At 73.8% G+C, this 13,868-nt stretch carries 12 protein-coding genes; 8 read left to right on the forward strand and 4 right to left on the reverse strand.

Annotation, left to right across the window (positions count from 1 at the left end; genetic code table 11):
* Positions 1-27 precede the first annotated feature (27 nt).
* Positions 28-1,563, reverse strand: coding sequence for a purine-cytosine permease family protein (locus ACIO3R_RS13465; protein ID WP_402105609.1), 1,536 nt, complete (start codon positions 1,561-1,563; stop codon positions 28-30).
* Between the two features lie 111 nt (positions 1,564-1,674).
* Here ACIO3R_RS13465 and ACIO3R_RS13470 point away from each other — a divergent pair, with 111 nt between their 5' ends.
* From ACIO3R_RS13470 to ACIO3R_RS13480, 3 genes are read left to right on the forward strand one after another with little or no spacing between them, the layout of a single operon-like run.
* A complete protein-coding gene (locus tag ACIO3R_RS13470) occupies positions 1,675-3,126 on the forward strand; it encodes a PucR family transcriptional regulator (RefSeq protein WP_402105610.1) in 1,452 nt (483 codons plus the stop codon).
* Positions 3,127-3,180: 54 nt separating this feature from the next.
* Positions 3,181-3,963 (forward strand): MBL fold metallo-hydrolase, encoded by a 783-nt coding sequence (locus tag ACIO3R_RS13475; protein ID WP_385027089.1) that lies wholly within the window; start codon positions 3,181-3,183, stop codon positions 3,961-3,963.
* On the forward strand, positions 3,960-4,580 hold the full coding sequence (locus ACIO3R_RS13480; RefSeq protein ID WP_385027092.1) for a DedA family protein: 621 nt from the start codon (positions 3,960-3,962) through the stop codon (positions 4,578-4,580). Before ACIO3R_RS13475 ends, ACIO3R_RS13480 begins: the two co-directional genes overlap by 4 nt.
* Before the next feature lie 42 nt (positions 4,581-4,622).
* Here ACIO3R_RS13480 and ACIO3R_RS13485 read toward each other — a convergent pair whose 3' ends face one another.
* Positions 4,623-5,888: an aminotransferase class I/II-fold pyridoxal phosphate-dependent enzyme gene (locus tag ACIO3R_RS13485; protein WP_385027095.1), complete on the reverse strand. Its 1,266-nt coding sequence runs from the start codon at positions 5,886-5,888 to the stop codon at positions 4,623-4,625.
* A gap of 209 nt (positions 5,889-6,097) precedes the next feature.
* Between ACIO3R_RS13485 and ACIO3R_RS13490 the strand changes: the two genes are divergently transcribed.
* The 3 genes from ACIO3R_RS13490 (at position 6,098) to ACIO3R_RS13500 (ending at position 9,351) form a co-directional block, all read left to right on the forward strand.
* Entirely contained in the window at positions 6,098-7,252 is a 1,155-nt protein-coding gene (locus ACIO3R_RS13490; RefSeq protein ID WP_402105613.1) for a mandelate racemase/muconate lactonizing enzyme family protein, read from the forward strand.
* Positions 7,249-8,277: a zinc-binding dehydrogenase gene (locus ACIO3R_RS13495; RefSeq protein WP_385027101.1), complete on the forward strand. Its 1,029-nt coding sequence runs from the start codon at positions 7,249-7,251 to the stop codon at positions 8,275-8,277. Before ACIO3R_RS13490 ends, ACIO3R_RS13495 begins: the two co-directional genes overlap by 4 nt.
* Positions 8,278-8,367: 90 nt before the next feature.
* On the forward strand, positions 8,368-9,351 hold the full coding sequence (locus ACIO3R_RS13500; RefSeq protein WP_402105615.1) for a hypothetical protein: 984 nt from the start codon (positions 8,368-8,370) through the stop codon (positions 9,349-9,351).
* Between the two features lie 50 nt (positions 9,352-9,401).
* On the opposite strand, the gene ACIO3R_RS13505 is transcribed toward ACIO3R_RS13500, so the two are convergent.
* Complete coding sequence (locus ACIO3R_RS13505) at positions 9,402-10,253, reverse strand: SMP-30/gluconolactonase/LRE family protein (protein ID WP_402105617.1); 852 nt, start codon at positions 10,251-10,253, stop codon at positions 9,402-9,404.
* Positions 10,250-11,023 (reverse strand): IclR family transcriptional regulator, encoded by a 774-nt coding sequence (locus tag ACIO3R_RS13510; RefSeq protein ID WP_402105618.1) that lies wholly within the window; start codon positions 11,021-11,023, stop codon positions 10,250-10,252. Before ACIO3R_RS13510 ends, ACIO3R_RS13505 begins: the two co-directional genes overlap by 4 nt.
* Positions 11,024-11,275: 252 nt before the next feature.
* Between ACIO3R_RS13510 and ACIO3R_RS13515 the strand changes: the two genes are divergently transcribed.
* Together ACIO3R_RS13515 and ACIO3R_RS13520 are read left to right on the forward strand one after the other, a co-directional pair.
* Entirely contained in the window at positions 11,276-12,781 is a 1,506-nt protein-coding gene (locus ACIO3R_RS13515; protein WP_385027113.1) for a bifunctional phosphatase PAP2/diacylglycerol kinase family protein, read from the forward strand.
* A gap of 186 nt (positions 12,782-12,967) precedes the next feature.
* Positions 12,968-13,777 carry a methyltransferase domain-containing protein gene (locus ACIO3R_RS13520; protein ID WP_402105620.1) on the forward strand — a complete coding sequence of 270 codons (810 nt, stop codon included), beginning with the start codon at positions 12,968-12,970 and terminating at the stop codon, positions 13,775-13,777.
* The last annotated feature ends 91 nt before the right edge of the window (positions 13,778-13,868 follow it).

Raw genomic sequence — 13,868 nt, forward strand, 5'->3', positions numbered from 1 at the left:
ACGGGGGCGGAGGGAGAAGAGGCGGGGTCAGAGCGCCGCGGCCGGTTCGGGGGCGGGCTCCTCGTCGGCGCTGGTGATCGGCGGGACCGGGGTGTCCGAGGCCCGCACGAAGCGGGGCCCGTCCGGCCCGTACACCGCACGCGGTTCGGGGAACACCGTCAGCAGGCCGAGGTAGAGCACCGCCGCGAGGGCCAGGCCGACCGGCAGCGAGATGTCCGTGCCGTTCGCGAGGTCGCCGAGCGGGCCGACGAACTGGCCGGGCAGGTTGGTGAAGAGGAGCGCCACCGAGGCGGAGAGCAGCCAGGTGGCCAGGCCGCGCCAGTTCCAGCCGTGGTTGAACCAGTAGCGGCCGCCGGTCTGCCTGCGGTTGAAGACCTGGAGCGCGTCGGTGTCGTACCAGCCGCGCCGGGTGACGTAGCCCAGGGCCATCACGATCATCCACGGGGCGGTGCAGGTGATGATCAGGGTCGCGAACGTGGAGATGGACTGCGCGAGGTTGAGTGCGAACCGGCCGACGAAGATGAAGGCGATCGACAGGGCGCCGATGAAGAACGTGGACTGCACCCGGCTGAAGCGGGTGAACACGCTGGAGACGTCGAGCCCGGTGCCGTACAGCGCGGTCGTGCCGGTGGAGAGGCCGCCGATCAGGGCGATCAGGCAGAGCGGCAGGAAGTACCAGCCGGGCGAGATGGCGAGCAGTCCGCCGACGTAGTTGGGGGCGGCCGGGTCGACGTACTTCGCGGCCTTCGTGGCGATGATCGACGCGGTGGCGAGGCCGAAGACGAACGGCAGCAGCGTGGCGATCTGGGCGAGGAACGCCGCGCCCATCACCCGACGGCGCGGGGTGTCGGCCGGGATGTAGCGCGACCAGTCGCCGAGGAAGGCGCCGAACGAGACGGGGTTGGACAGCACGATCAGCGCGGCGCCGACGAACGACGGCCAGAACAGCGGGTCGGAGGTGGAGGCGAAGGAGCCCGCGTACCCGGCGTCGAAGTCCCCGGCGAAGGCGAAGGCGCCGAGGACGAACAGGGCAGAGGCCGCCACCACCGCGATCTTGTTGACCAGCAGCATGAAGCGGAAGCCGTAGACGCAGACCACCAGGACGAGCCCGGCGAAGATCGCGTAGGCGACCCCGTACGAGATGTCGGACTCGGGGAGGTCCACGAGCCGGTGCGCGCCGCCGACGAGCGCGTCACCCGACGACCAGACCGAGATCGAGAAGAACGCGACCGCGGTGAGCAGCGAGAGGAACGAGCCGACGACCCTGCCGTGCACGCCGAGGTGGGCGGAGGAGGAGACCGCGTTGTTGGTGCCGTTGCGCGGGCCGAACAGCGCCATGGGGGCGAGCAGCAGCGCCCCGGCGACGAGGCCGAGGACGGTCGCGGTGAGGCCCTGCCAGAAGGAGAGGCCGAACAGGATCGGGAAGGCGCCCAGTACACAGGTCGCGAAGGTGTTGGCGCCGCCGAAGGCGAGCCGGAAGAGGTCGACGGGCCGGGCGGTGCGGTCCGCGTCGGGGATCCGCTCCACTCCATTGGTCTCGACTTCGGTGATCGAGGTAGTCACGGACGCTCCACCTGCTGTTCGTGCTGTTCATACGCGGGACTGGCCCCTCAGTGTGTGGGGCCCGGCCACGGTGGGCAATTGTGAAAGTCACAGAGGGATACCCTGCTTTCTGTGGCCACCAACAAATTGACGGTTGAGGATCTGCTCTCGTTCCCGGCGCTCCAGCTCACTGTCCGGGCCGGCAGCGGCGGTCTGGGCCGGTCCGTCTCCTGGGCCCACGCGAGCGAGCTCGCCGATCCGACACCGTGGCTGCTCGGCGCCGAGGTGATCATGACGACGGGTCTCGCGGTGCCCCGTACCGCCGCCGGGCAGCGTGCCTATCTGGAGCGGCTGGACGACGCCGGGGTCTCCGGGCTGGCGCTCTCGGCGCAGCTGCACATGCCGCCGCTGCACGACGCGTTCTTCCGGGCGGCGGAGGAGCGTGGCTTCCCGGTGCTGGAGGTGCCGCTCGCGGTGCCCTTCATCGCCGTGTCCCAGGAGGTGGCCGCCTCGGTGCAGGAGGACGCCCGGCACCGGCTGGGCGCCCAGTTGCAGGTGTTCGGTTCGCTGCGCTGGCTGGTCGCCGAGGATCTGGACACCCCGACGCTGCTGCGCCGCCTGGAGCGGCTGTCGGGGTACGACGTCTATCTCTGCACTCCGCAGGGGCGCCCGCTGCTGCCCGGGGTGCCGGTGCCGGATCCGGGGGTGCTGCCCGCCTCGGCGGACGCGCCGCCGACCGTTCCGGGCGGTTTCGTGCTGCCGGTGCCGGCGCCGGGCGGTCCGGCGGGCTTCCTGGTGGCGTACGAGCGGGAGGGCGCCCAGCCCGCGGGGCTCGCCGTCGTCCAGCACATCGCCACGGTGGCGGCGCTGCGGGTCGCGATGGTGCGCACCGAGCGCGAGACGCTGCGGCGCGAGGGCGCGGAGACGCTCGCCGAGCTGTTGCAGGAGGTGCTCGACCCCGAGACGGCGCGGCGCAGGCTGGCGCGGCACGCGATCGAGGGCGACACGGTGCTGATCGTGGTGCGCGGCGCCACGGACGAGGCGCTGCTGCGCTGCCTCCAGGACCAGCCGCATCTGCTGCTGACCTGGGGCGAGGACCGTTATGTGCTGGGCTCCGGGGAGCTGGCCGCGGAGGTCGGCGGGCTGCCCGACGTGGCGGCCGGGATGAGCCGCCCGTTCCTGCCGGGCGCGGCCCTGCGGGTGGCGCAGCGGGAGGCGCTCTGGGCGGTGTCGAAGGCCGTCGAGTCCGGCCGGCCCGTGGTCCGCTACGGCGACGACTCGACGGGCCGCTGGCTGCCCGACGATCCGGCGGTGCTGACGGCGCTGGTCGAGCACGTGCTCGGTGAGGTGCTGCGCTACGACGCCGCCCATGACTCGCAGCTGCTGGTCTCGGTCCGCACCTGGATGGAGCGCGACCGCCGTACGGAGACGGCGGCGGCCGCCCTCCATATCCACCCGAACACCCTGGCGTACCGGCTGCGGCGCTTCGGTACGCTGGCGGACCGGGACCTGGGGTCGACGGGGGCGCTGGCCGAGGTCTGGCTCGCCATCCAGGCGGCGGGAACGCTGGGCCTCACGGACTGAGCTCGACGACTGCCCGTAGGCTCGAAGGCGGGTCCGGGGAACAGGAGGCGGCGCGTGCCGGTGGAAGTCACCTGGTGGGGTCATGCCACCTGCACGATCGAGGACTCCGGGGTCCGGGTCCTGACCGACCCCCTCTTCGTACGGCGCATCGCGCATCTGCGCCGCCGGCGCGGTGAGCTGCCCGGCCCGGCGGCCGCTGTCGCCGATGTCGTCCTCATCTCGCATCTGCACTCCGACCATCTGCATCTGCCGTCGCTGGCCCGCATCGCCCCGGGCGGCCGGCTGATCGTGCCGCTGGGGGCGGTCCGTGCGGTCCCCGGGCTGCGGCTGCTGCGCAAGGTGCGCGGGCTGCGGATCACCGAGGTGGCGGCCGGTGACGAGGTGCGGGTCGGTGAGGTGCGGATCCGGGCGGTTCCGGCGCTGCACGACGGGCGGCGCCTGCCGGTGGGCCCGCACCGCTCCCCCGCGCTGGGGTACGTCGTCGAGGGTGCGTCGCGCACCTACTTCGCCGGTGACACCGGCCTGTTCGACGACATGGCGCGGGCGGTCGGCCCGGTGGACGTGGCGCTGCTGCCGGTCGGCGGCTGGGGGCCGTATCTGGGCCACAGCCATCTCGACGCGGGGCGCGCCGCCGTGGCGCTGGCCCGGCTGTCGCCGCGCTCGGCCGTGCCGGTGCACTACGGGACGTACTGGCCGATCGGGATGGACGGGGTCCGGCCGCACGAGTTCCATTCGCCGGGTGACGAGTTCGTCCGCCAGGCGGCGCTGCTGGCGCCGCAGGTGGCGGTGCACCGGCTGGAGCACGGCGAACACGTCCGGCCGGAGGCCGACGGGTGATACACGAGGTCGTGAGCCGGCTGCCCGCGGAGTCGACGCAGCAGGCGGTGGGCTATCCGTCGCTGTTCCTGCTGGTGGCGCTGGGTGCCCTGGTGCCGGTGGTGCCGACGGGTGCGCTGGTCAGCTCGGCGGCGGTGGTGGCGTTCCACCAGTCGTCACCGTTCGCACTGCTGTTCGTCTTCGCGGTCGCCTCTGCGGCCGCGTTCCTCGGGGACATCTGCCTGTACTGGCTGGGTCAGCGCGGGGTGCGGTCGAGGAACGGTTCCAAGTGGCTGCGGGTGATCAGCGAGCGGGCCGCGCCGGAGCGGCTGGCGCAGGCGCAGCAGAAGCTGGACGAGCACGGTGCGATGGTGCTGGTGCTGTCCCGGCTGGTGCCGGCCGGGCGGATCCCGGTGATGCTGGCGTGTCTGCTGGGCCGGGTGCCGATGCGGCGGTTCGCCCGCGGGGATGTGCCGGCCTGTCTGGCGTGGGCCGCCACGTACCAGCTGATCGGCATCCTGGGCGGCTCGCTGTTCCCCGAGCCGTGGCAGGGCGTGGTGGCGGCGGTCGGTCTGACGCTGCTGATCAGCGGGGCGCCCGCGTTGTGGCGCCGGCTGCGGGCGCGGTTCAGCCACTGACGGGTGGCCGGACCGTCGCCCCGGCGGATCGGCCGGGGCACGTCAGCGGAGTTCGTCGAGCGCCGCCCGGAAGGTGCTCAGGGCTGCCGCGACATGGGGCAGTTCGAGGGGCTCCGCCGCGGTGAGGGACTCCCGCTGCTGTTCCGGGGTCGATCCGAGCAGCGGACCGGTGCCCAGCCTCACCCGCAGGGCCCCGAGTTCGTCGCCGAACCGGTGGCCGCCGGGGACGGGTGCGCCGAGCCGCTCCGTGAGGTACTCCTCCAGCTCCAGCGAGTCCGTGACGCCGCGGGCCGCGAGCCGGGACCTGAGCGGGCCGAGATCCGCGTACAGGTGGCGGCCGGCCTGCGGGGGCCGGGCCAGTGCGCCCGTGGCGAGTACCGCCCGGTGGGCGGCTGCGGCGATCAGGGCCTGCATCGCGGCGGCCCGGCGGACCCGCTCCGTGACGGCGTCGGGTTCGCGCAGCGCGTGCGCGGCGGCCGCCGCCACCGGTCCGGCGACGAAGGCGCCGAGCGCGGTGAGGATGTCGAGGGTACGGGCGTGCCGGACCGCTGCCCGGTCGGTGTCCGGGAAGCGGGCGACCGCGACCGGCCAGGCGGACGGGGTCAGCGCACCGGCCAGGTCGGAGATCACCGTCACGTCGTCGGGGCACATCTCGGCCGGGCTCAGCAGCACCGTGTCGTGCGGCCGGTGCAGGGTGTCGCGCCAGGTCTCGTCGCTGACGATGTGCAGCCCCTCGGCGACGGCTGCCTCGCAGGCCTCGCGCACGAGCTCCGGCGGGGCGACGGTGGCGGTGGGGTCGTCGACGACGGAGATCAGCAGCAGCCTGGGCCGGCCGCCCTCGGCCCGCACCCTGCGCACGGTCTCCAGCAGCGCGTACGGGTCGGGCACGCCGCCGCACTCGGCGGGCGTCGGCACGTGGTAGGCGGGTCTGCCCAGCAGCCGGGCCTGCGGGATCCAGGCGGCGGGGCAGGGGCGCGGCATCAGCACATCGCCGCCGTGCGCGGCGATCAGGGCGAGCAGCAGCGCGGAGGTGCCCGGCGCGGCGGCGATGCGTTCGGGGCCGCCGCGCAGTCCGCGCCGGTCCCAGTAGGCGCGGGCCGCCTCGCGCAGGTCCGCCGAACCGCCGGCGGGCTCGGGCAGGCCGCTGCCGGCCGCCGCCGCCAGCACCTGGGCCAGTTCGGGCAGGACCGGCAGGCCGGGGCCGGGTGCGGGCGGTCCATACCGTACGGGCCCGCGGTCCTCCCGGACTGCGGGTGCGCCGCGCCCGGCCCGCCCGCGCCCCTGACGCCCGGTCCGCTCCCGGCCCATCCGGGCCTCCTTCGCCGCCGCTCGGTCACCCGGCCGTCGACCGGGCCGTGTCCGCCCCTTTATACGAGGGAATGGCGCGGGGCGCCCGGCGGGCCGGGAACCGGACCGGCCGTGACGGCCCCATTGACACCCGCCCCGCCGCGTCATTACGGTCGCGCCAGGATTTCGAACGAGTGACGAGATACCGAACACGTCGAGGGGCAACTTCCTTGCGCATCACCGGAATCAGTACACACGTGGTCGGAACGCCCTGGCGCAACCTCACCTATGTGCAGGTGCACACCGATGAGGGGCTCACCGGCGTGGGCGAGACGCGGAGGCTCGGCCGCACCGATGCGCTGATCGGCTATCTGCGCGAGGCGGAGGCCAACCACATCGCCGGTTCGGACCCGTTCGCCGTGGAGGACCTGGTACGCCGGATGAAGTACGGCGACTACGGACGGGCCGGCGAGATCGTGATGTCGGGCATCGCGGTCGTCGAGATGGCCTGCTGGGACATCAAGGGCAAGGCGCTCGGCGTCCCGGTCTGGCAGCTGCTCGGCGGAAGGGTCACCGACCGGGTCAAGGCGTACGCCAACGGCTGGTACACCACGGAACGCACCCCGGAGGCGTACCACGCGGCGGCGTCCGCGGTCCTCGCGCGTGGCTACCGGGCGCTGAAGATCGACCCGTTCGGCACCGGCCACTTCGAGCTGGGCCAGGAGGAGACCCGGTACGCGGTGTCGCTGATCGAGGCGGTCCGGGACGCGATCGGCCCCGACACCGAGCTGATGCTGGAGATGCACGGCCGGTTCAGTCCCTCGACGGCGGTGCGGATCGCGCACGAGACGGCGCCGTTCCGGCCGGCCTGGCTGGAGGAGCCGGTACCGCCGGAGAACCTGAAGGCGCTCGCCAAGGTGGCCGGCCGGGTCGACGTGCCGATCGCCACGGGTGAGCGCATCCACGACCGCGCCGAGTTCCGTGAGCTGTTCGAGTCGCAGGCCGCCGACATCATCCAGCCGGACGTCGGCCACATCGGCGGCATCCTGGAGACGCGGAAGCTCGCGGCGACCGCCGAGACCCACTACACGCTGATCGCCCCGCACAACGTGGGCGGCTCGGTGCTGACGGCGGCCAGCCTCCAGGTCGCGGGCTGCACCCCCAACTTCAAGATCCTTGAGCACTTCAATGACTTCGCCGACGCCGACATCAAACAGGTCGTGCGGGGCGCCCCGCAGGTCGACCCCGCGACCGGCTGCTTCGCACTCTCCGACGCCCCGGGCCTCGGGGTGGAGCTCGATGTGGACGCGGCCGCCGAATTCCCGCAGCAGCGGGCGCGGTTCGACCTCTGGGCCGAAGGCTGGGAGAAGAGGCGGCCCAAGTGAGCGGCGACCCCGCCCGCTCGCGGGCGATCACGGTCGACCGGCCGGGCGAGCACCGGCTGACCGACGGCCCGGTTCCGGAGCCCGGCCGGGGCGAGGTACGGGTACGGGTCGCCGCGGCCGGGATCTGCATGAGCGACCGGGAGGTCTACGACGGTCGTCGCGACCCCCGCTACGTGCGCTACCCGGTGGTGCCGGGACACGAGTGGTCCGGGGTGGTCGAGGCCGTGGGCGCGGGCGTCGACCCGGCCCTGGCCGGCCGCGGTACGGTCGCCGAGGGGTTCCGCTCCTGCGGCGGCTGCGAGCGGTGCCGTGCCGGAGAGACCTCGCTGTGCGCGGCGGGGTACGACGAGACGGGGTTCACCCGGCCCGGGGCGTTCGCCGACCATGTCGTGGTGCCCGCACGGCTGCTGCACCCACTGGCCGACGACGCCGACCTGCGCGCGGCCGCGCTGCTGGAGCCCGCCGCCGTGGTCGCGGCGGCGGTGCGGGCGGGCACCCCGGAACCGGGCGAACGGATCGCGGTGGTGGGCGCCGGCACGCTCGGGCTGCTCGCGGTGCAGCTGCTGGCGGCGGTGTCGCCCGGTGAGCTGACGGTGATCGACCCGAGGGACGAACGGGCGGGCCGGGCAACGGCGTTCGGGGCGAGCGAGGCCCTGAGCCCCGAGGAGGCCGCGGAGACGCGGGGCCGCTACGACCTGGTCGTGGAGACGGCGGGGGCCCCGACCACCGCCGCGGACGCCTGCCTCCTCGCGCGGCGCGGTGGCCGGGTGGTGCTCACCGGGATGTTCGCCCCCGGGGCCACCGGCATCGACCCGGTGCACCTGTCGCTGAGCCAGCTCACCGTGCGCAGCGTGTTCGGCGCCTCCTCGGCGGCCTGGTCCTACGCGGTACGGGCGTTCACCGCGGGGCTGCTCGATCCGGCCGCGCTGATCACCCACGAGTTCCCGCTGGAGCGGTTCGCGGACGCCGTGGCGCTGGTCGGGGGCGGCGCCCCGGGGACGGGCAAGGTGCTGATGCGTCCCTGAGGGCTGTCGTGTGATCCCCGGCGGGCGGCCGGCCCCCGCGTCCCCCATTACCCGAACCTCGTCCGACCCACCGAACACGAAAGGCCGCTCATGACCCCCGCTTCCCCCGCCCCGCCCGGATCCCGCCCCGGCGTCCGGCGTCCGGGCGAGCCCGCGCTCACCGCGCTCGGGCTCGGCGCCCCGGCCGCTGACCCGGCCGACGCCTCCCCGCACACCTTCCCCGACGGCGGCACCTGGCGGACCGAGATCCCGTCGGTGGAGGGGCCGGAGGCGCTCTCCGTCGTACTGAAGGAGAGCGCGCGGCTCGACGTCCCCGTCCACCGGATCAGCCAGGGCAGCGGGGTCTGGATGCTCGGCGACGCCGAGATCGTCGAGATGGCCGAGGGCTGCGCCGAACGCGGCATCGAGCTCTGCCTGTTCACCGGTCCGCGCGGCAGCTGGGACACCGGGGCCTCGTTCCGCACCGACTCGGGCGGGGCCGGGCCGCGCGCCCGCGGCCACGACGCCCTGGCCGGCTGCGTCGAGGACGCCCTGCGGGCAGCGGAGCTGGGCGTGAAGTGCCTGCTCGTGGCCGACGAAGGGGTGCTCTGGACCCTGCACCGACTGCGCGCCCAGGGGGTGTTGCCCGCCGACACGACGTTCAAGGTGTCGGCCCTGATCGGTCCGGTGAACCCGGCCTCCTACGCCGTCCACGAGCAGCTCGGCGCGGACTCGGTCAACATCCCGTCCGATCTGACGCTCGCTCACTTCACCGAGATCCGGCGGGTGTCGGCGGCCCCGATGGATCTGTACATCGAGGCTCCGGACGACCTCGGCGGCTATGTGCGGATGTACGAGGCGGCCGAGCTGATCCGGCGCGGCGCCCCGCTCTACCTGAAGTTCGGGCTGTCCAGGGCCCCCGGCATCTACCCGTACGGCGCCCATCTGCGCGATGCCGCACTGGACACGGCCCGCGAGCGGGTCCGGCGCGGCCGGCTCGTCCTGGACCTGCTGGCCCGGCACGGCGCCGACGGGAACATGTCGCCGCTGGGCTCCCGGCTGCCCGGTACGCTGCGCCGCTTCCCGACGCCGTGAGCCGTGGCCGGGCGGTTCCGTGTCAGGACCCGCCCGGCGGTCCGGGACGCTCAGCCCGCGAAGGCCGTGCCGGGCACTCCCTGGCCCGCGTCCGGCAGGACCAGCAGTGAACCGGAGAGCGGGTGCGGGGCGTCGAGGCCCGCGCGGGCCGTGGAGATGTACAGGTCGCGCAGCTCCCGGCCACCGAAGGCACAGGACGTCGGCCGCCGTACCGGCAGTTCGACGGTGCGCTCCAGCGCGCCGTCCGCCGTGTAGCGGCGCAGCGCGGCCCCGTCCCACAGGGCGACCCAGACAGCCCCCTCCGCGTCCACCGTCAGCCCGTCGGGGAAGCCGGCTCCCTCCTCCACGGTGGCGAACGGGCGGCGGTTGAGGATCTGTTCACCGTCCACGTCGAAGACATCGATCCGGCGGGTCGGCGTGTCGACGTAGTACATCAGCCGGCCGTCCGGGCTCCACCCGGTGCCGTTGCTGCACGCCACCAGGGGCAGCACCCGGGTCGCCGTGCCGTCGGGTGCGACGCGGGTGAGGCTTCCGCCCGCCTCCCCGTCGTCGTAGCGCATGGTGCCCGCCCACAGCGACCCGTCCGGCGCCACCGCCGCGTCGTTGCCGCGCCGTCCCGGTTCGGCGTCGTGGACCAGCCAGCGGAAGGCGCCGTCCGCGTCGTACAGCCCGATGCCGTCGCGCAGATTGACGACCAGGCCGCCGCCCGCCCGCGGCTTGGCCGCTCCGACGTGCTGTTCGGTGGCCATGACCGTACGCCGGCCGGTGGCCGGGTCGTAGGTGTGGATCCGGGCGGAGAGGATGTCGACCCAGATCAGCCGGCCGGTGGCCGGGTCCCAGGTCGGGCCCTCGCCGAGGGCGGCGTGCTCGCGGACGGCGATGTCGGGGCGCGGGCGGCTCACTTCCGCCCCCGGTGGTGTCCGAGCCGGCCGGAGAGTGCCTCCGCGCCGTCCGCGGCGAGGGAGGCCAGCTCCTCTTCGCGCTCGTCGCTCCAGCGGATCATCGGGACGGAGATGGAGAGCGCCGCGACGACCCGGCCGGTCCGGTCCCGTACGGGCGCGGCCACGCAGCTCACGTCGGGGTTGGACTCCCGGTGCTCCACGGCTATGCCCCGCTCCCGGACAGCGGCGAGCGCGGTGCGCAGTTCCCCTTCATCGGTGATGCTGTCCGGGGTCATGCCGGTGAGTTCGACGCCGTCGAGGCGGGCGTCGAGTTCCCGGTCGGGCAGGGCGGCGAGCAGCATCTTGCCGACGGACGTGCAGTGGGCGGGCAGCCTGCGGCCGGCCGCAGAGACCATCCGGACCGCGTGGGTGGAGTCCACCTTGGCGATGTAGATGACGTCGGCCTCCTCCAGGATCGCCACGTGGACGGTCTCCCCGCACGTCTCGGCGACCTGCTGGGCCACCTGCCGGCCCTCGGCGGCGAGGTCGAGCTGCTCGGCGTACCGGCTGCCGAGCTGGTAGGTGCGGACGCCGAGGCGGTAGCGGCCGGGCTGGTCGGGGGTGGTGACCAGGTAGGAGCGGGCGGCCAGCGTGGTGAGCAGCTCGTGGACGGTGGTGCGGGGGAGCTGGAGCTTGCGGGTGACCTCGGGCGCGGAGAGCGTACCGTCGCCGTCGAGGAAGAGTTCGAGTACGTCCAGCGCCCTGGTCACCGCTGGGACAAGTCGCCCCATGGTCGTGCACCACCTTCTCGCGTTCGGCATTCCGGCCAGTGACCGGCATCACGAACACAGGCTAAGGGCGGCGCGCTTGTCCGGGCAATGACGAAGTGACGTCCGGCACCCGGACCACGTGCGTTTGAGCAGTGATTCTCCCGTTATGTCATGGAGTGAGGAGTGGGTGGAGCCGTCCGGCGCGATGCCCGGACCGTGCCGTCCGGGCGCGCTTATTGATTCGGGGCGGTCGGGCAGGGTATTCGGTGTCCCATGTCGTCACCGAGCAACCCTTCACACCTGCCGAGCTCCGCCGGACTGCGGAGCCTGCTGCACCGATGCGATCTCGCCGTGTTCCAGGACCTGGCCCGGCGGCACTGGCCTGCCGCCGCACCCGTGCTGCCCCGGCTCAGCCGCAGCGCCAACCACGGGCTGCTGTGGGCCGGCGCCGCGGCGGGCATGGCCGCGTTCGGCGGCAGCGCCAGGGCCCGGCGGGCCGCGGTGCGCGGGATCGCCTCGCTGGCGGTGGCCTCGGCCGCGATCAACACGATCGGCAAGGGCGCGGTCCGCAGGGAGCGGCCGATACTGGACGCCGTGCCGGTGATACGACAGCTCAAGCGCCAGCCGATCACCACGTCGTTCCCGTCCGGGCACGCCGCGTCGGCCGCCGCCTTCGCCACCGGGGTGGCCCTGGAGTCGAAGGGCTGGGGAGCGGTCGTCGCGCCCGTCGCGCTGTCCGTGGCCGCCTCCCGCATCTACACCGGCGTCCACTATCCGAGCGATGTACTGGCCGGTGCGGCGCTGGGCATAGGAGCCGCGTTCGCCCTGCGCGGCGTCGTACCGACCCGGGGGCAGTTGCCCGCACCGGGCAGACCGCCCGCCCACGCCCCCTCGTTGCCCGACGGCCAGGACCTGGTCGTCGTGGTGAACCAGGCGTCCGGGACGGCCACGGCCACGGCCGCGCTGGTCCGGGACGCCCTGCCCAACGCCGAGGTGGTCGAGTGTCCCCCCGAGAAGCTCTCGGCCGAGCTGGAGAAGGCCGCGGGGCGGGGCCGGGCGCTGGGTGTCTGCGGCGGTGACGGCACGGTCAACCAGGCGGCGGCGGTGGCCTCCGTGCACGGACTGCCGCTGGCCGTGTTCCCCGGCGGGACGCTGAACCACTTCGCGTACGACCTGGGCATCGAGACCGTGGCCGACGCCTGTGCCGCGATCGGCGCGGGCGATGCGGTCCGGGTGGACCTGGGCCGCTTCCGGCCGGGCCCCGACGGACCCGGCGGCGCCCACGGCTACTTCCTCAACGCCTTCAGCATGGGCGTCTACCCGGAGCTGGTCCGGACGCGCGAGCACTGGTCCCCCCGGATCGGCGGCTGGCCGGCCGGGGTGCTGGCCGCGTTCCATGTGCTGCGCGGCGAGCGTCCGCTTGAGGCCGAACTCCAGGGGCGGCGGCGGCCGCTGTGGCTGCTGTTCGTCGGCAACGGCCTGTTCCAGCGGGTGGGCCCGGCGCCCGGCCGTCGGCACAACCTCGCGGACGGACTGCTGGACGTACGGGTGGTGCACGGCGGGCGAACGCCGGGGCTCCGGCTGCTGGCGGCTGCCGTCGCCGGGCCACTGACCCGCTCCCCCATGCATGCCGCCGTCCGCCGTCACCGGGTGCGGATCTCCGGGCTGAAGCCCGGGACACCGTATGCGTACGACGGTGAAGTCGCGCACAGCCAGCGCGAGTTGATGATCGACAAGCTGCCGGAGGCGCTGACGGTGTACTGCCCGATGCAGGTATGAGACCGACCGGGACCGGGTGAACGAAGGGCGGCCTACGCCATGTCGGCCGCCCTTTCCCATGCCCGCAGCACCGACCGCACCCGTCCCACATCGCAAGATGGCCATCTCATTATTCGGCATCCGGGCGTACCGTGGCCGTACCGATCAGCGCTTCGTCGTTCGCGTTTCGAGAGAGGATCCACGGTCATGCCGAAGGAGACCGCCGTCTACACCCACGGCCACCACGAGTCGGTGCTGCGCTCGCACCGCTGGCGCACCGCCGCCAACTCCGCGGGCTACCTCATCGGTGAACTGCGCTCCGGCATGAGCGTTCTGGACGTGGGCTGCGGACCCGGCACCATCACCGCGGACCTCGCCGCGCTGGTGGCCCCCGGCCGGGTCACCGCCGTCGACACCACCCGCGAGATCCTGGACCAGGCAGCGGCGGTGGCAGCGGAACGCGGCCTGGAAAACCTGGAGTTCACCACCGCCGATGTGCACGCCCTGGACTTCCCCGACGACAGCTTCGACGTGGTCCACGCCCACCAGGTACTCCAGCATGTCGGGGACCCGGTGCAGGCGCTGCGCGAGATGCGGCGCGTCTGCCGGCCCGGTGGCGTCGTCGCGGCCCGCGACAGCGACTACGCGGCGATGACCTGGTTCCCCGAAGTGCCGGTCATGGATGCCTGGCAGGAGCTGTACGGCCGGGTGGCCCGCGCCAACGGCGGCGAGCCGGACGCGGGCCGCCGGCTGCTCTCCTGGGCCCGGCAGGCCGGCTTCACCGACGTCACCCCGACGGCCGCCGCCTGGTGTTTCGGCACCCCGGAGAGCCGGGACTGGTGGAGCGGTCTGTGGGCGGACCGTACCGTCGGCTCGGTCTACGCGAAGCTGGCGGTCGACGGCGGGCACGCGTCGGCCGAGCAGCTGACCGCGATCGCCGAGGCGTGGCGCACCTGGGGCGCACAGGACGACGGCTGGTTCATGGTCCCGCACGGCGAGGTGCTCTGCCGGGTGTGAGCGCGCCGCCCCCGGCCGGGGCCGGCGACCCGGGGGCGACCCCCTCGGCCGAATCGATCACACACCGCTGACCGGCCAACTACGCTGTTCC

Origin of the sequence: Streptomyces sp. NPDC087428 (genome assembly GCF_044744085.1) — a bacterium.
In the GTDB taxonomy this organism is placed as follows: Bacteria; Actinomycetota; Actinomycetes; order Streptomycetales; family Streptomycetaceae; genus Streptomyces.